The organism is Aeromicrobium sp. SORGH_AS_0981 (assembly GCF_031453195.1).
Taxonomy (GTDB): Bacteria; Actinomycetota; Actinomycetes; order Propionibacteriales; family Nocardioidaceae; genus Aeromicrobium.
In genome coordinates, this window is the sequence record NZ_JAVIZD010000001.1 from 2,340,528 (window position 1) to 2,356,296 (window position 15,769).

At 73.2% G+C, this 15,769-nt stretch carries 17 protein-coding genes and 1 riboswitch; of the genes, 12 read left to right on the plus strand and 5 right to left on the minus strand.

Going from position 1 to position 15,769, the window contains the following annotated elements:
- Window positions 1–48: 48 nt before the first annotated feature.
- Both QE370_RS11850 and trpD read left to right on the plus strand, forming a co-directional pair.
- The gene (locus QE370_RS11850; RefSeq protein ID WP_374208294.1) at window positions 49–459 is read left to right on the plus strand and encodes a hypothetical protein; all 411 of its coding nucleotides are present in this window, start codon (window positions 49–51) and stop codon (window positions 457–459) included.
- Window positions 456–1,502 carry an anthranilate phosphoribosyltransferase gene (gene trpD / locus QE370_RS11855; RefSeq protein ID WP_253025775.1) on the plus strand — a complete coding sequence of 349 codons (1,047 nt, stop codon included), beginning with the start codon at window positions 456–458 and terminating at the stop codon, window positions 1,500–1,502. The genes QE370_RS11850 and trpD overlap by 4 nt, the downstream gene beginning before the upstream one ends.
- A 9-nt stretch (window positions 1,503–1,511) precedes the next feature.
- On the opposite strand, the gene QE370_RS11860 is transcribed toward trpD, so the two are convergent.
- Window positions 1,512–1,787, minus strand: a complete 276-nt coding sequence (locus QE370_RS11860) for an Lrp/AsnC family transcriptional regulator (protein WP_067858357.1) — start codon at window positions 1,785–1,787, stop codon at window positions 1,512–1,514.
- Entirely contained in the window at window positions 1,784–3,523 is a 1,740-nt protein-coding gene (locus QE370_RS11865; protein ID WP_309634477.1) for a DEDD exonuclease domain-containing protein, read from the minus strand. Before QE370_RS11865 ends, QE370_RS11860 begins: the two co-directional genes overlap by 4 nt.
- 802 nt (window positions 3,524–4,325) lie before the next feature.
- Between QE370_RS11865 and QE370_RS11870 the strand changes: the two genes are divergently transcribed.
- The 3 genes from QE370_RS11870 to QE370_RS11880 all read left to right on the plus strand — a co-directional run bounded on the left by QE370_RS11870 (window position 4,326) and on the right by QE370_RS11880 (window position 7,071).
- Entirely contained in the window at window positions 4,326–4,547 is a 222-nt protein-coding gene (locus tag QE370_RS11870) for a hypothetical protein (protein WP_067858351.1), read from the plus strand.
- Window positions 4,548–4,642: 95 nt separating this feature from the next.
- Window positions 4,643–4,806, plus strand: a riboswitch (cyclic di-AMP (ydaO/yuaA leader).
- 24 nt (window positions 4,807–4,830) lie between these two features.
- Window positions 4,831–5,796: an NlpC/P60 family protein gene (locus QE370_RS11875; protein WP_309634478.1), complete on the plus strand. Its 966-nt coding sequence runs from the start codon at window positions 4,831–4,833 to the stop codon at window positions 5,794–5,796.
- A gap of 27 nt (window positions 5,797–5,823) precedes the next feature.
- Window positions 5,824–7,071 (plus strand): hypothetical protein, encoded by a 1,248-nt coding sequence (locus QE370_RS11880; RefSeq protein ID WP_309634479.1) that lies wholly within the window; start codon window positions 5,824–5,826, stop codon window positions 7,069–7,071.
- Here the strand turns inward: QE370_RS11880 and QE370_RS11885 are convergent.
- Window positions 7,038–8,825 carry an AMP-dependent synthetase/ligase gene (locus tag QE370_RS11885; RefSeq protein ID WP_309634480.1) on the minus strand — a complete coding sequence of 596 codons (1,788 nt, stop codon included), beginning with the start codon at window positions 8,823–8,825 and terminating at the stop codon, window positions 7,038–7,040. The two genes, QE370_RS11880 and QE370_RS11885, sit on opposite strands and share 34 nt — an antisense overlap.
- Before the next feature lie 101 nt (window positions 8,826–8,926).
- Here QE370_RS11885 and QE370_RS11890 point away from each other — a divergent pair, with 101 nt between their 5' ends.
- The 4 genes from QE370_RS11890 to QE370_RS11905 are packed head-to-tail and all read left to right on the plus strand — an operon-like array spanning window position 8,927 to window position 11,738.
- On the plus strand, window positions 8,927–9,364 hold the full coding sequence (locus tag QE370_RS11890; RefSeq protein WP_309634481.1) for an SRPBCC family protein: 438 nt from the start codon (window positions 8,927–8,929) through the stop codon (window positions 9,362–9,364).
- The gene (locus QE370_RS11895) at window positions 9,357–9,686 is read left to right on the plus strand and encodes a hypothetical protein (protein ID WP_309634482.1); all 330 of its coding nucleotides are present in this window, start codon (window positions 9,357–9,359) and stop codon (window positions 9,684–9,686) included. Before QE370_RS11890 ends, QE370_RS11895 begins: the two co-directional genes overlap by 8 nt.
- Window positions 9,683–10,702: an ROK family glucokinase gene (locus tag QE370_RS11900; RefSeq protein ID WP_309634483.1), complete on the plus strand. Its 1,020-nt coding sequence runs from the start codon at window positions 9,683–9,685 to the stop codon at window positions 10,700–10,702. The genes QE370_RS11895 and QE370_RS11900 overlap by 4 nt, the downstream gene beginning before the upstream one ends.
- A gap of 1 nt (window position 10,703) precedes the next feature.
- Window positions 10,704–11,738, plus strand: coding sequence for an ROK family glucokinase (locus QE370_RS11905; RefSeq protein ID WP_253025969.1), 1,035 nt, complete (start codon window positions 10,704–10,706; stop codon window positions 11,736–11,738).
- On the opposite strand, the gene QE370_RS11910 is transcribed toward QE370_RS11905, so the two are convergent.
- A complete protein-coding gene (locus tag QE370_RS11910; RefSeq protein ID WP_309634484.1) occupies window positions 11,644–12,087 on the minus strand; it encodes a hypothetical protein in 444 nt (147 codons plus the stop codon). The genes QE370_RS11905 and QE370_RS11910 overlap by 95 nt on opposite strands.
- On the minus strand, window positions 12,080–12,853 hold the full coding sequence (locus tag QE370_RS11915) for an alpha/beta fold hydrolase (RefSeq protein ID WP_309634485.1): 774 nt from the start codon (window positions 12,851–12,853) through the stop codon (window positions 12,080–12,082). Before QE370_RS11915 ends, QE370_RS11910 begins: the two co-directional genes overlap by 8 nt.
- Window positions 12,854–12,933: 80 nt before the next feature.
- Here QE370_RS11915 and QE370_RS11920 point away from each other — a divergent pair, with 80 nt between their 5' ends.
- From QE370_RS11920 to QE370_RS11930, 3 genes are all read left to right on the plus strand, one after another.
- Window positions 12,934–13,686, plus strand: coding sequence for a 1-acyl-sn-glycerol-3-phosphate acyltransferase (locus QE370_RS11920; RefSeq protein WP_067858325.1), 753 nt, complete (start codon window positions 12,934–12,936; stop codon window positions 13,684–13,686).
- Between the two features lie 121 nt (window positions 13,687–13,807).
- Window positions 13,808–14,311, plus strand: a complete 504-nt coding sequence (locus QE370_RS11925; protein WP_253025953.1) for a DUF427 domain-containing protein — start codon at window positions 13,808–13,810, stop codon at window positions 14,309–14,311.
- 133 nt (window positions 14,312–14,444) lie between these two features.
- Window positions 14,445–15,746 (plus strand): class II 3-deoxy-7-phosphoheptulonate synthase, encoded by a 1,302-nt coding sequence (locus QE370_RS11930; RefSeq protein ID WP_253025992.1) that lies wholly within the window; start codon window positions 14,445–14,447, stop codon window positions 15,744–15,746.
- Window positions 15,747–15,769 lie beyond the last annotated feature (23 nt).

A 15,769-nucleotide genomic window follows, 5' to 3' on the forward strand; every position in this document is an offset into this window, starting at 1 on the left:
GGGGATCACGGAAGTAGTGGCCACGCGCTCATTATGTACGATTCCCACGTGACCGAGCGCAGCAGGTTCCGAGTCCTGGTCTACAGCGACGACCGAGACGTGCGGAACGCCGTCATGGCGGCGCTGGGCACGCGCCCGCACCCCGACCTCCCGGAGGTCGAGTTCGTCGAGTGCGCGACGGAGCCGGTCGTCTGGCAGCACCTCGACGACGCCCGTCGCCGCCCCGACCTCGTCGTGCTCGACGGCGAGTCGACGCCCGTCGGCGGGCTGGGCGTCGCGCGGCAGATGAAGGACGAGGTCTTCCAGGCGCCGCCGGTGCTCGTGCTGACCGGCCGCCCGCAGGACGCCTGGCTCGCGACCTGGTCGCGCGCCGACGCCGCCGTGTCCCACCCGATCGACCCGCTGCGGCTCGCCGAGGTGTTCGTCGACCTCGCGCGCTCCGTGCTGCAGCCCGGGTGAGCGCGCGCACCTGGCCCGACGTGCTCGACGAGCTCGTCGGAGGCCGCGACCTGGACTCCGCGTCGACCGCGTGGGCGATGGCGGCGATCCTCGAGGGCGAGAGCACACCGGCGCAGATCGCCGCGTTCGCGGTGGCGCTGCGCGCGAAGGGCATCTCCCAGGCCGAGCTGCAGGGACTGGTCGACGCGCTGCTGTCGCACGCCGTCCTCGTCGACGTCCCCGGCCGTGTGGTCGACATCGTCGGCACCGGTGGCGACCGGGCCAAGACGGTCAACATCTCCTCCATGTCGGCCGTCACGGCGGCCGGGGCGGGTGCGCCCGTCGTCAAGCACGGCAACCGCGCCGCGTCGAGCCAGAGCGGCACCGCCGACGTGTTCCAGGTGCTGGGCGTGCGGCTCGACGTGCCGGCCGAGTCGGTGCCGGCGGTGCTCGAGCGCGCCGGCATCACCTTCTGCTTCGCCCCGCTGTTCCATCCGGGGCTGCGCTTCACCGGGCCGCCGCGGCGCGAGATCGGCATCGCCACCCCGTTCAACGTCCTCGGCCCGCTGGTCAACCCCGCGCGTCCGCAGGCGTCGGCGGTCGGGTGCTCCGACCTGCGCACGGCACCGCTCATGGCGCAGGTCTTCGCCGACCGCGGCGACGACGCGTTCGTCTTCCGCGGCGACGACGGTCTCGACGAGATCACGACGACGACCACCACCCGTGTGTGGACGGTCGTCGGCGCCGACGTCGAGGAGGAGGTGCTCGACCCGCGCGAGCTCGGGTTCTCGCTGTCGTCGCCCGAGGCGCTGCGCGGTGGCGACCCCGTGCACAACGCCGACGTGTTCCGCAGGATCCTCGACGGCGAGGTCTCGCCCGTCCGCGACGCCGTGCTGCTGAACGCAGGTGCTGCGCTCGCGGCCTACGACGGCGGCAGCGGACCGCTGCTGGAACGGCTGGCCGCGGGTGTCGAGCGGGCCCGGGCGTCGATCGACTCCGGGGCCGCGCGCGACGTGCTGGCCCGCTGGTCCGCCGTCACGCAGGAGCTGGCGCCGACCGACTGAGCCGTCGGCTCAGAGCCCGATGCTGAACGCGTCCTCGAGGTCGTGCCGGCTGAACGTCTGGAAGGCGATCTGCGTCTGCGTCGACAGCACGCCGTCGACCTTGTTGAGCCGGTCGGCGACGACCGCGGAGACGTCGTCGATGCGCGGCACCCGCACCATCGCGACGAGGTCGAGGTCGCCCGTGACGGAGTACACCTCGCTCACCCCGTCGAGGTCGGCGATCTGCGCGGCGGTCTCGGACAGCCGGGACACCTCGGCCTGGATGAAGACGATGGCGGTGATCACGCCGACAGCCTAGACCGCGTGGCGCGCTGGTCGTCGGACTCCGTCGGGAGGGCGGCGACGTGCCGGGCCGCGCCGGCCGTCGGGACCTGCCAGGACCCTCGCACCATGCGCACGCCCGGGGACTCGAGCCAGCGCAGGAGCGCCTCGGTCTCCTCGACCGAGGCCGCCGGCGCCGGGTGGGTGCCGTTGCTGGGCGTGGGCACGTCCTCGGCGGTGGCGAGCAGCGTGTCGACCCAGGCGGCGGGGTGCACGTGCCGGGGGAGCAGGCCCGCGGCGGCGAGCCGGCCGTGGCGCACGACGTGCACCTCCCAGCCCTTCTCTGCCGGTGCGGCCGCCACGAGCTCGGCGACGTCGGTGAGCTGCCGCAGCCGCTGCGTGCGGTCGACGGCCCGCAGCGACGCGGCCAGCCGGTCGCGTACCTGCGCCGCCTCCTCGTAGCGCTGCTGCGCCCCGAGCTCGCCCATGCGGGCGCGCAGCCGCTCGACGACCTCGGCGGGATCGCCTGTGAGCGCGGCGTCGAGACGGGCGACCTCGGTGGCGTAGACGTCGGGGTCGAGGTCACCGGTGCAGGGCGCGAGGCAGCGTCCGAGGTCGGCCAGCGCGCACGTGCTGCCGCGCGGTCGGCGTCCCATGCGGGTGGTGCACTGACGCACCTGGAACGTCTCGTGCAGCGCCGCCAGCGCCAGCTCGCCCTGGCTGCGGTGGCCGAAGGGACCCACGTACACGGCGTCGTCGTCGAGCACGCGACGCACCACCGACAGCCGCGGCCAGGGCTCGCGGGTGAGCTTGATCCACGACTGGCGCTCGGGGAAGCGTGAACGCCGGTTGTACGGCGGGCGGTGCGCGGCGATGAGCCGCAGCTCGCGCACCCGCGCCTCGAGCGCCGTGGCGCAGACGACGGCGTCGACGCGTTCGGCGAGCTTGACCATCTCGCCCATCCGGGTGCGCGTCTCCGCGGCGGTGAAGTAGCTGCCGACCCGCTTGCGCAGGTCGCGCGACGTGCCGACGTAGAGCACGTCGTCACGCGTGTCGCGGAAGAGGTAGACCCCCGGCTCGTGCGGCAGGTGCTGGGCGAGGTGACGCTTGCGGCGCTGCTCGGGCGTCACCTTGGAGGTGAAGGTGACCGCGTCCTCGAGCGTGTGCACGCCGAGCGAGCCGAGCCGCTCGAACAGCCCGTGCAGCACGTCGACGGTCGCGCGGGCGTCGTGCAGGGCGCGGTGGTCGGGGGTCGTGCCGGCACCGAAGTGCGCGGCGAGCGTCGAGAGCTTCACGTTGCGCACCTCCTCGCGCAGCAGCGCCCGACGCGCGAGCACCGCGGTGTCGAGCACCTCGAACCGCGGCCACGGGATGCCCAGCTCGCGCGCGTTGTGCTTCAGGAAGCCGACGTCGAAGGGTGCGTTGTGCGCCACCAGCACGCTGCCCGCCGCGAGCTCGAGGAAGCTGGGCAGCGCCTCGGCGATCCGCGGCGCCTCCACCACCATCGCGTCGGTGATGCCCGTGAGGACCGTGATGAACGCCGGGATGCTCTCCTCGGGGTTCACGAGCGTCTGCAGCTCGCCCAGCACCTCGCCGCCGCGCACCTTGACCGCACCGATCTCGGTGATCCGCGCCCCCGCCTTCGGCGACCCGCCCGTCGTCTCGAGATCGACCACGCAGAACGTGACGTCGCTCAACGGCCGGCCCAGCTCCTCGAAGCTGGCCTGGTGGTGCACGGGTCGCGTGGGCTGGCTGGTCACGGAGGTGACCGTAGGCGTCGGGTCGGACAGAGTCGGGGGGTCTTGTCTTGTCCTGCGGCTGCGCTGGTGCGGCGTCTCGTCGACCTGCGGCTGCGTCGGTGCGGCTTCTCTTTCGGGTGGGGCTGCGTCGGCGCGGCTTGTCGTCGACCTGCGCTCCGCAAGGGCCTCGACCGGGCGGCTGGCGACCGCACTGGCCTGGGAACTCGGGCTGCGGGTTGCGCACTAGGTGGACGCACGATTCTGCGTTTGCGCCCCCTCAGCGGTAGATGTGCCACCGAATCGGACCGGGCGGTGGATCGGCCACCCTTCTGAGCGCTCTAGAGGTGGTGGATCTACCGCTGAGGGGGCGGGGGTGGCAGGGCTTCTCCCTTCTCGTGGCACGGTCCACGAGAAGGGAGAAGCGCTGCCCGTCCCACCCCCAAGGGCGCCCTTGATTCTTCCGTCGTGCGCTGGGGGTCGAACGCTTCTGCGTTGGTGACGGGATCCCGTACCAGACGCAGAAGGCTTGGCCTTCCAGCGCACGAACGCAGGATCTTGCGTCCACCAAAGGCCACAGCCCGAGACTCAGCCGCAGGAGCACCCAGCCGCCCGGTCGAGGCCTTTTCGGAGACCACCCCCAGCGCCAGCCGAGGCAGCGCACCACCACGACGAGACCCCCGCAGGCAGCGCACCAGCAAGCACAGACCCCCGCAGGCGGCGCACCAGCACGACGAGACCACAGCAGCCCCCGCCCGACGCCCCCAGCGACAGCCGGTATCGCGCTGCAGGGTTTCTGTCGGGACCGCTGTCTAGCGTCGTGGGCATGAACAGTGAATCCGTCGTCATCGACTGCGACAGCTGCCTGGTGCGCAGTGCCAGCGCGTGCGGCGACTGCGTGGTGAGCGTCCTGCTCGGGGGGCCGCCGCAGGGGGTGGAAGTGGCGCCGGAGGAGATGGCGGCGCTCACGGCCCTCGCCGACGAGGGGCTCGTGCCGCCGCTGCGGCTCGTGACCCCGCTGTCGGGCCCCGACGTGCAGGCAGGGTGACGCGGCTCGCCGTGGGAACCCCTCCTCGACGCGACCCCTCGTCGGCTAGACTCGGCCACTGTGCGACCGGAGCATGCTGCTCACCCTGAGCGGCATCGGACGCACCGCCGAACCGGCCCGGGCGTGGGGAAGACGTCCAGGCCGGACCGGGGAACCATGTTCCTGGGGTGAATCGTGGCGCCGTCCCGCACGGTGCCGCGTAGGGCAGACCTTGGCCCGAACCCGTCAGCTCACCCGGTAGGCGACGAGGACACTGGAGAGAGCACACGTGCACCGACGAGGCATGCCCCGGACGACCCGCACCCATCGCACCGCCGCCGCGGTCGCCGTCCTGACGGTCGGAGCGACGCTCGGCGTCGTCGGCCCCGCGCAGGCCGACCGCGTGACCCCCGCCGACGTCGAGAAGGCGTTCCACGAGGCCGAGGTCGCGAACGAGCAGGCCAACCAGCTCGAGGAGGACGTCAAGGAGGCGCGCGCCGAGATCGCCGACCTCGACGCCGACATCGCCGACCAGCTCGCCGTGTACGAGCGTCAGCGCAAGGCGCTCGGCGCGTCCGTCGTCCAGCAGCAGCTCGACAACCCGCTCGGGCCGACCGCGAGCCTCTTCGGCAGCAAGGACCCGCAGCAGTTCCTCGAGGGCCTCGGTGCCGTCCAGGCCCTCAACAGCACCCGCGCCGACGCCGTCGAGGCGTTCGCCGCCACCGCCAAGGAGCTCAAGAACCGGCGCACGCTGCTGAAGGAGCGCAAGGCCGAGCTCGACCGCGACCGCGACCGTGCCGACGCGAAGCGCGACGAGATCGAGAGCCGCTACCAGGAGGCGAAGACGGCCCTGTCGCGGCTGTCCGCCCCGCAGCAGAAGACGCTGACGAAGAGCGACACCACCGTCGACTTCAAGGTCGAGGCCAGCGGCCGCGGCGCCGCCGCCATCCAGTTCGCGATGGCCCAGCTCGGCAAGCCCTACATCTACGGTGGGGTCGGCCCCGACGGCTACGACTGCTCGGGCCTGGTCATGAAGTCCTTCGAGGCTGCCGGTGCGTCGCTGCCGCGCGTCGTCGGCCCGCAGTACCAGGCCTCGCAGCCCGTCCCGATCAGCCAGGTCCAGCCCGGCGACATCGTGTTCTTCCCCGACATGTCGCACGACGGCATCTACCTCGGCGACGGCAAGGTCATCCACGCACCGCGTCCGGGCAAGACGGTCGAGATCACCACGCTCTCCATCGGCTTCACCATGGCCGGCCGCGTCGGCTGACCCTGCGATGACCCACCCGCGTCGGCCATGAGGAGGCCGTCGGCCAACGTCGTGGCCGTCGCCGTCCTCCTGGCCGTCGCCGCGGCGGTGCTGCTGTGGCAGCGACCCTGGGCGGGGCAGCCGACCGCCGGCCCCGAGCCGGTGGCCGTGCCCGCCGACGCCCGCGCCGTGCTGGCCGACCAGCTGCAGGCCCTGTCCGACGCCGACACCGAGCAGGCGTTCGCCGCCGCGGCGGGGTCGACCGCTCGGGCCCGCACGTTCGCGCACGAGGCCTGGGACGCCCGCCGCGACCTCGGCGTGGAGTCGGTGACGCTGCGCTACCTCTCCGGCGGCGACGTCGCCGACCGCGCCGACGGCTCGACGCTGGCCACCGTCGAGGTGTCCTGGCGAGCCGGGGCCGACTCGCCGGTGGCCGGGACGGCCGTGCGGTCGAGCCGGGTCGGGCTGCGGCTCGACCCCCAGCGCGACGGGACGTTCGCCGTCCGCAGCGCCACCAACGTCGGGCAGGACCGTCTGCCGCTGTGGCTGGCAGGTGACGTGCGGGTGGGCGAGGGCCCCGACGACGTACGCGTCGTCAGCGTCGACGGTGGCGTGCCCGACCTCGACGCCCTCGCCGCCGCCACGCGTGCCGACCGTGCCGTGCGCGCGACGGTCGCCGACGCCGACGGACGTCTCACGGTGGTCGCGCCGCGCTCACGGGCGACCACCGCGGCGCTCGTGGGGGAGACCCAGGACGAGGTGGCGGCGATCGCCGGCGTGACGACGACGGTCGACGGCACGACCGGGACCGCCCGCGTCATCGTGCTCAACCCCGACCTCTTCGCCGACATGGACGCCCGCGCCCGGCAGGTCGTCATCACCCACGAGGCGGCCCACCTGCTCACCGGCGCGGTGGGCACGTCGATGGTCACGTGGGTGGCGGAGGGCTTCGCCGACTACGTGGCGCTGCGCGGCGACGACGCACCGCTCGCCGTCAGCGCGGGGCAGGCGCTCGCACAGGTGCGGGCCGACGGCCCGCCGCGCACGCTGCCCGACGCCGACACGTTCGCCGCTGCGGGCGGGCACGGGCTGGGTGCCGTGTACGAGTCGGCCTGGCTCGTGTTCCGCATGCTCGCGCAGGAGCGCTCGAACGAGCGCATCGTCGCCTTCTACGAGTCCGTGCGCGACGGCGCCGACGTCGAGGACGCCGCACGGCGTCACCTGGGGCTCAGCGTCGCGCAGATCACCGCGCAGTGGCGGTCCTACCTGGAGAAGAGCGCCTCGACGGTGTCGTGAAGGTCGCGCAGCACCGCGGTGCGCTTCACCTTGAACGACGGCGTGAGGTAGCCGTTCTCCTCCGTCCAGTCCTCCTCGAGGATCACGAACTTGCGGATCGACTCGGCCTGGGAGACCAGCGAGTTCGCGTCGTCGACCGCCGACTGCACGGCGGCCTCGAGCTCGGGGGAGGCCAGGGGGCCGTCCCACGCCTCGCGGTCGATGGTGACGAGCGCGGCGATGAACGGCTTGCCGTCGCCCACGACGAGGCACTGGCTCACGACAGGGTGCGCCCGGACCCGGTCCTCGAGCACCGCCGGGGCGACGTTCTTCCCGCCCGCGGTGACGATGATCTCCTTCTTGCGACCGGTGACGCGCACGTAGCCGTCGTCGTCGACGTCGCCGAGGTCGCCGGTGGCGAACCAGCCGTCGGCGTCGAGGGCGGCTGCGGTGGCCTCGTCGTTCTCCCAGTAGCCGTGGAAGACCTGCGGGCCGCGGAACAGCAGCTCGCCGTCGTCGGCGATCCGCACCTCGGTGTCGGGGAACGGGCGACCGACGGTCCCGACGCGCTGGGCGGTCGGCGTGTTGACGCACAGGGCGGCGGTCGTCTCGGTCAGGCCGTAGCCCTCCAGGACGGTCACCCCGATGCCACGGTAGAAGTGCGCGAGCCGGTCGCCGAGGGGCGCGCCGCCGGAGATGGCCCACTCGGCGTGGCCGCCGAGCGCGGCCCGCAGCTTGCCGTAGACGAGCCGGTCGAAGAGGGCGTGCCGCGCGGCGAGCACCGGCCCGACGCGCTTCGGTGCGCCGCGTCGCGTCGTCGCGTCCTGCGCCTTGCTGTAGGCGATGGCCGTCGCCACCGCGCGGTCGAAGACGCGGCCCTTGCCGTCGGCGTAGGCCTTGGTGCTGGCGGAGTTGAAGACCTTCTCGAAGACGCGCGGCACGGCGAGCACGAAGGTGGGCTGGTACTCGCCGAGGTCGGCCACGAGGTCCTTGACGTCGGCGGTGTGCCCGAGCCGCGCGCCGGAGCGGATGGCGCCGACCTGGATGATCCGCGCGAAGACGTGCGCCAGCGGGAGGAACAGCAGGGTGGACGCACCCTCGCGGCCGAACAGCTCGGGCAGCCGCTCGAGAGCCCCGCCCAGCTCGGCGCGGAAGTTGCCGTGCGTGAGCCGGCAGCCCTTCGGCCTCCCGGTGGTGCCCGACGTGTAGATGAGGGTGGCGAGCGAGTCGGACGTGAGCGTCGCGCGCGCCTGCTCGAGCTGCGCGTCGTCGACCTGCGACGCGTGTGCACGGACGGTGTCGAGGCCGCCGTCGTCCAGGCACCAGACGTGCTGGAGGGCGGCCGTCGCGTCGCGCACGGAGTCGACACGCTCGCGGTGGTGCGGGCTCTCGACCACGGCGGCGACGGCACCGGAGTCGGAGAGGATCCACGAGATCTGCTCGGCCGAGGACGTCTCGTAGATCGGCACCGTCACGGCACCGGCCCACCAGATGGCGTAGTCGACGAGCGTCCACTCGTACCGGGTGCGCGACAGCAACGCCACGCGGTCGCCGGGGCGCACGCCCGCGGCGAGCAGGCCCTTGGCGACCTGGACGACATCGGCGTGGAACGCGCCGATGCTCACGTCGGACCATCCGTCGGGCCCGCGGCGCGCCAGGGCGACCGCGTCGGGGTCGCGTGCGAGCCGGTCGAGGACGTCGTCGGTCAGGTTGCCCAGGTCGGTCGACGCCGGCGAGGCGGCGGGGACTCGGGTGGCATCGTCCGCAGCAGTCACGTAGCGCAGGCTACTCGCCGTCGACGCCGCACCGGAGGCGTGGGGCGGCGGCGACGCGCCGTCCCACTACGATGAGGATCCGACCGACCGAGGAGGGCTGCATGGCGCGCACGACCAGCGACATCGTCATCGATGCCGCGCCCTCCGCCGTCATGGCGGTCATCGCCGACTTCGACGCCTACCCGGCGTGGGCCACGGGCGTGCGGCAGGCCGACGTGCTGGCCACCGGCGCCGCCGGACGGGCCGACCACGTGCGCTTCACGCTCGACGCCGCCCCGATCCGCGACACCTACGAGCTGCTCTACGCGTGGGACGGCGACCGGTCGGTGTCGTGGCGCCTGGCCGAGAAGGCCACGGTCCTCACCGCGCTCGACGGCACCTACGCGCTCGCGGTGGTCGACGGCGGGACGCGGGTCACCTACCAGCTGGCCGTCGACGTGGCCGTGCCGCTGCTCGGCACGCTCAAGCGCAAGGCGGAGAAGGTCATCATCGACGCGGCGCTGAGTGGGTTGAAGCAGCGGGTCGAGAGCCTTGCCTGAGGACGAGGTCGGGTCCCTCGGGCAGGAGACCCTGAAGCTGTTCCGCGCGCTCGCCGTCGACACCGAGTCGGTCGCCGGCGCCGTGCGCGACGCCCCGGACCGCGACGACCCAGAGACCGGGGCTGGAGGCGGGTCGCAGCACGTCTGCACGACGAGCTGGTGCCCCGTGTGCCAGGTGGTCGGCTTCGTGAAGGACAACCCCGAGGTGGTCGAGGAGGTCGCGCTGGCGGCCCTCCACCTCGCCCGGACGGTGCGCGACGCCTTCGAGGCCGCCACCCGCACGGCCGCACCGGCCGACGACGAGGAGGAGACGCGCCCATGACGGGTCAGCGCAGCACGGACCGCCCGCCGACCCTCGGCGTGGGCGTCGACATCGGCGGCACGAAGGTCGCCGCGGGGCTCGTCGATCCCGACGGCACGATCCTGGACAGCGTCTCCGAGCCCACGCCGGCAGGCGGGAAGATCGCGGCGCTCGTGGCCGACCTCGTCGACCGGCTGCGCGAGCGCGCCGACGCGCCCGTGGCCGGCATCGGCGTGGGTGCTGCGGGCTTCGTCTCCGCCGACCGCTCGACGGTCACCTTCGCACCGAACATCGACTGGCGCGACGAGCCCCTCGGCGCCGAGATCGCGCGGCTGCTCGACCTGCCGGTCGTCGTCGAGAACGACGCGAACGCGGCCGCCTGGGGCGAGTACCGCTTCGGTGCCGGCGCCGACTCCGACGACCTGCTGCTCGTGACGATCGGCACCGGCGTCGGTGGCGGCGTCATCCAGGACGGCGACCTCGTCCGGGGCGGCTTCGGCGCCGCCGCGGAGGTCGGCCACCTACGCCTCGTGCGCGACGGCCGGCTGTGCGGCTGCGGCCAGCACGGCTGCTTCGAGCAGTACGCGAGCGGCAGCGCCCTCGTGCACGACGCGCGGGAGCGCGCGGCGTCCGACGACCCCACGGCGGCGGCCCTGCTGTCGCGGGCCGGTGGCGTCGACGCGATCACCGGTCCGATGGTCACCGACCTCGCCCAGCAGGGCGACGCCCTGTGCGTCGACCTGCTGCACGACCTCGGCACGTGGATCGGCGAGGGCTGCGCCTCGCTCGCCGCCGTCCTCGACCCGACCGTCATCGTCATCGGCGGGGGCGTGGGCGCGGCCGGCGACCTCGTGCTGGGGCCGGTCAGGGCCGCGTTCGAGGAGCACCTGCCCGCCCGGTTCCACCGACGCGTGGCCGAGGTCCGCCTCGCGACGCTCGGCAACGAGGCCGGCATCGTCGGCGCGGCCGACCTCGGGCGTGCCGCGTCCGACCGCACCACCACCACGTCGGCGTCCGCCGACCGGACAGGAGACTGACGTGGCGGACAGGCTCGCCGTCGGCATCGACATCGGCGGTACCAAGATCGCGGCCGGCGTGGTCGACGAGGACGGCCGGGTCATCGCCCGCACGCGTCGAGAGACACCGACGACGGAGCCCGAGGCCGTGCTCGACGCGATCGTCGAGATCACCGCCGAGTTCCGCGCCGAGCTGCCGGTCAAGGCCGTCGGCATCGGTGCGGCCGGCTTCGTCGACGCGTCGCAGTCGACCGTGCTCTTCGCGCCCCACCTCGCGTGGCGGCACGAGCCGCTGCGCGACCGGGTGGCGCGTCGCACGATGCTGCCCGTCATGGTCGACAACGACGCCAACACGAGCGGGTGGGCGGAGTGGCGCTTCGGCGCGGCGCAGAACGAGCCCGACCTGGTCCTCATCACGCTGGGCACCGGCATCGGCGGGGCGCTCGTCATCGACGGCCTGCCCTACCGCGGACACTTCGGCATCGCCGGCGAGTTCGGCCACATGCAGGTCGTGCCGGGCGGCAACGCCTGCGAGTGCGGCAACCTGGGCTGCTGGGAGCAGTACGCCAGCGGCCGCGTGCTCGGGCGACGCGCTGCCGCCGCCGTGGCGGAGGGGTCGCCCATCGGTCGACGGCTGGTCGAGGCGGCCGGCGGACCCGAGCGGGTCGAGGGTGCGCACGTGACGCCCCTGGCGGAGTCGGGCGACGAGGAGGCGATCGCCTGGATCGCCGAGGTCGGCGACTGGCTCGGCGTCGGGATGGCGAACCTCGCCGCCGCGCTCGACCCCGGCCTCTTCGTGGTCGGCGGTGGCGTGAGCGACGCCGGGGAGATGCTCCTCGGGCCCGCACGCGAGGCCTACTCGCGGACCCTGACGGGGCGCGGCTACCGCTCGGAGGCGCGGATCGTCCGCGCGCACCTCGGACCCGAGGCGGGTCTCATCGGCGCCGCCGACATGGCCCGCCTCACAGCGCGGCGCCGTCGTCCGGCCAATCCTGCTGCCCGGGTCCGTGTTCGGGCAGCTGCGCGATCAGGTAGATCGCCGAAGCGACGAAGGTGAGCGCCGCGCCCAGCAGCACGGGGCGCGACAACCAGCTGCCGCCGACCGTCGCGAGCACGAGCAGGAGGGGCGAGCCCACCAGGCCCGCCCAGGCCGTCGCGCGACCCCGGTGCAGCGGCCGCGCCGGACCCGGCCGGACGTGGCGGTAGAACTGCTCGTCGACCGGGTCAGGCTGGTCGTCGAGGTCGACCGGCTCGGGCTCGGGCTCCGGCTCGACCGGCTGCTCGACCCCGAGGGGGAACGGCAGGTCGAGGTCGAGCCGCTCCACGATCGCGTCGAAGGCGTCGCGGTCGCTGCTGCGACGCGCCTCGCCGTCGTCGTCGGGCGTGCGGTCGTCGCGGTCAGCCACGGTCTGCCCCGCCCGTGACGTCCGCGACGAACGCAGCGGACCGCTCCTGGATGAGCGGGGCGTCGTGGTCGACGGTCGCGACGTGGTAGCTGTCGGTCAGCTCGACCACCGTCAGGAGCTCGGGTCGCACGCCCTCGCGCACGAGCGCCAGGGTGCTGTCGTCGACGACGTGGTCCTCGACGGAGCGGAAGAACAGCACGGGGGACTGCACACGGTCGAGGCCGGCGCGGACGTCGTCCCACAGCTGCATCATCGAGTGCAGCGCGCGCAGCGGCGTGCGGTCGTAGGCGCCCTCGCTGACGCCCGGCTTCTTGATGTCGCCGCCGATCGCGGCCATCGACGGCAGCACGTGCTTGAGCACGGGCACCGCCTTGAGCCGCGGGTCGCGCGACGCGACGGCCGGGTTCACGAGCACCACGCCCGCGACGTCGGCGGGGCGCTGCTCGGCCAGGCGCAGCGCGAGGCAGCCGCCCATCGACAGCCCGGCCACGACGACGGCGTCGCACCGCTCCCGGAGGGCGTCGAGCTCGTGGTCGAGCGCGCCGTACCAGTCGCGCCAGGTGGTGCGGTTCATCTCCTGCCAGGTGGTGCCGTGCCCCGGCAGACGCGGCACCCGGACGGTGTACCCGCGGTCGGCGAGGTCGCGGCCCCAGTCGACCATCGACGCGGGGGATCCCGTGAAGCCGTGACTGAGCAGGACACCGACGCGGCCGGCGTCGTGGGCGAAGGGCTCGGCTCCGGGCACGACGGAGGGGGACGGGCTCATGGAACCATCCTCTCCCACGGTGTCGCCGCCGCACACCCCCCGGATCGCGGTAGTGTCCGGGTGACGCTGAGGAGGCGACGTTGTTCTACTGGTTCCTGAAGTTCCTGGCCCTGGGTCCGCTGCTGAAGCTGATCTTCAGGCCGTGGGCCGAGGGCACCGAGAACGTGCCCAAGGAGGGCGCGGTCATCCTCGCGAGCAACCACCTGTCCTACAGCGACTGGTTGTTCATGCCGCTGGTGATCCCGCGGCGCGTGACCTTCGTGGCGAAGGCGGAGTACTTCGAGACGCCCGGCATCAAGGGCTGGTTCCAGAAGAAGTTCTTCTCCGGCGCCGGGCAGGTCCCGATCGACCGGTCGAGCGGGTCCGCGGCCGCCGGCGCGATCGCCACGCAGCTGCGCCTGCTCTCGGAGGGCGAGGTCTGCGGGATCTACCCCGAGGGGACCCGCTCCCACGACGGCAAGCTCTACCGCGGACGCACGGGCGTGGCACGCATCGCGCTCGAGTCCGGGGTGCCGGTGATCCCGCTCGCGGTCATCAACACCGACGTCGTGGCTCCTCCCGGCAAGGTCTTCGGCCGGATGGCCCGGCCCGGCGTCCGCTTCGGCGAGCCGCTCGACTTCAGCCGCTACGAGGGGCTGGAGGGCGACCGGTTCATCCTGCGGGCCGTCACCGACGAGATCATGTACGAGATCATGCGGCTCTCCGGCCAGGAGTACGTCGACCTGTACGCCCAGGACGCGAAGAAGCGTGACCGCGAGGCCGAGCGCGAGGCGGCGAGGACGGCCGAGCGCGCGGAGTCCGACGAGGTCTGGGACCAGATCAAGCCCGAGTGACGGCCCGTCGCCGCAGCCACCCCCTCGGTCCGGCACTCGTCGTGCACGGCGGAGGTCGGGCGACGACGATGGGAGCAGGGTCCGCAGGCGTCGGGCCCGCGACCAGCGGAGGACGACCGGCATGAACGCGGACGAGGACCGGCACGAGACCCGACGGCCCGACGTGGAGGACGTCTGGTCCTACCCGCGCCCGCCCGCCGTCGTCCCCAGCTCCGAGACGGTCGTCGTCGAGCTCGGCGGCCTCGAGGTCGTGCGGACCACGTCGGCCCTGCGGGTCCTGGAGACGAGCCACCCGCCCACCTACTACCTGCCGATCGCGGACGTCCGTGACGGCGTCCTGCGGTCCGTCGCCCGGCGGACGTGGTGCGAGTACAAGGGTGAGGCGGCCTACTTCGACCTCGTGGCGGGCGACCGCGTGGTCCCCGCCGGCGCGTGGACCTACCCCGCGCCGACCCGGGGCTACGAGGTGCTCGTCGACCACGTGGCGCTCTACCCCGCGCGGATGGACCGCTGCACCGTCGACGGCGAGGTCGTGCAGGCCCAGGACGGCGACTTCTACGGCGGCTGGATCACCTCGCGGGTCGGGGGACCGTTCAAGGGAGCCCCCGGCACGCTGCACTGGTGAGCCGGTTCGTGCCAGCCAGCCCGAGCCCGGCGTCGTGCGCCGAGCGTCGCTCCGGCGGACGGGTTTCGAGCCTGCGGGGGAGCCGCACTAGACTCTCCTGGTGAGCATTCCGAGCCTCGACGACCTGCATGCGATGGGAGCTGCCCAGCAGCCCACCTACGCCGACCCCGCTGCCCGCGAGCGCGCGCTCGAGCAGCTGCGCCGGATGCCGCCCCTGGTCTTTGCCGGCGAGTGCGACGACCTCCGCGACCGCATGGCTGCCGTGGCCCGCGGCGAGGCGTTCCTGCTGCAGGGCGGCGACTGCGCCGAGACCTTCGAGGGCGTCACCGCGGAGAACGTGCGCAACAAGCTGCGGGTGCTGCTGTCGATGGCCGTCGTCCTGACGTACGCCGCCAGCGTGCCCGTGGTCAAGGTCGGCCGGCTCGCGGGGCAGTACGCGAAGCCGCGCTCCCGCGACACCGAGACCCGCGACGGCGTGACCCTGCCGGCCTACCGCGGCGACGCCGTCAACGGCTTCGACTTCACGCCCGAGTCGCGCGTGCACGACCCGCAGCGTCTCGTCGACGTCTACCACGCGTCCAGCGCCACGCTGAACCTCGCGCGCGCCTTCACCACGGGCGGCTACGCCGACCTGCGGCAGATGCACGAGTGGAACAAGGACTTCGTCAAGAACAGCCCGGTCGGCGTCAGCTACGAGCAGGTGGGCGGCGAGATCGACCGCGCCCTCGCGTTCATGGACGCCATCGGCGTGGAGCCCGACGCTTTCCGCTCCGTCGACTTCTACTCCTCCCACGAGGCGCTCATCCTCGAGTACGAGCACGCCCTCACGCGGGTCGACTCGCGCACCCAGCGCTCCTACGACGTGTCCAGCCACTTCGTCTGGATCGGCGAGCGCACGCGCCAGCTCGACGGCGCCCACGTGGAGCTGCTGAGCCACATCGCCAACCCGATCGGCGTCAAGCTCGGCCCGACCACGTCGGCCGACGACGCGATCGCGCTGTACGAGAAGCTCAACCCCGAGCGCGAGCCCGGCCGGATCACGTTCATCACCCGCTTCGGCGCCGACAAGATCCGCGACCTCCTGCCGCCGCTGGTCGAGAAGGTGACCGCCGCCGGCCTCGAGGTCGCGTGGGTGTGCGACCCCATGCACGGCAACACCTTCGAGGCCTCCACGGGCTACAAGACGCGTGAGTTCGACGACGTCATCGACGAGACCCGCGGCTTCTTCGAGGTGCACCGCGCGCTCGGCACCTGGCCCGGCGGCATCCACGTGGAGCTGACCGGCGACGACGTCACCGAGTGCGTCGGCGGCGGTCGACGCGTCTCCGCCGAGGACCTCGCCACGCGCTACGAGACGCTGTGCGACCCGCGTCTCAACCGCGAGCAGTCGCTCGAGCTGGCCTTCCTCGTGGCCGACATGCTGCACCAGCGCTGATCCCGCGGCACCCGCCGACACCG